At 32.5% G+C, this 544-nt stretch carries 1 pseudogene; it reads left to right on the top strand.

Features of this window, described 5'->3' with window-relative positions:
• Nucleotides 1-544: pseudogene (locus COZ07_RS07995) on the top strand (DnaB-like helicase C-terminal domain-containing protein); the annotation flags it as partial.

A 544-nucleotide genomic window follows, 5' to 3' on the forward strand; every position in this document is an offset into this window, starting at 1 on the left:
CGTCCTAGCATGGGGAAAACTGCATTAGCTTCTCATATTGCGTTAAAAAATGCGCTTAAGGGCATTCCCACACTATTTTTTTCATTAGAAATGAATCACTCCCAGCTTTTAATGAGAATGTTCGCAAGTGAATTAAAGATCGAACTTTATAAATTAAAACGACGTCTATTAAATGACGCTGAAAAGATTCAAATTAAAAATGCACAGCAAACTTTTAAGGAAATGCCTCTTATTATTGATGAATCAATGTGTGATGTTCATCAAATGATGGCCAAGATTCAAAAAGCAAAAATGAAGTACCCTAATCTTGGTCTTATACTTATTGATTATCTTCAACTTATGAGAGGTAAAGGGGGGAATGAAACTGAAATTACTTCAAATATTTCAAGAGGTCTTAAGTCAATAGCAAAAGAATTTAATATCCCTATTATTATTCTATCTCAACTTAATCGTTTATGCGAACAAAGAGAAAATAAACGACCCCAATTATCTGATCTTAGAAGTTCTGGGGCACTAGAGCAAGATGCAGATATTATTTTATTTG

The organism is Candidatus Infernicultor aquiphilus (assembly GCF_002784285.1).
In the GTDB taxonomy this organism is placed as follows: Bacteria; Atribacterota; Phoenicimicrobiia; order Phoenicimicrobiales; family Phoenicimicrobiaceae; genus Infernicultor; species Infernicultor aquiphilus.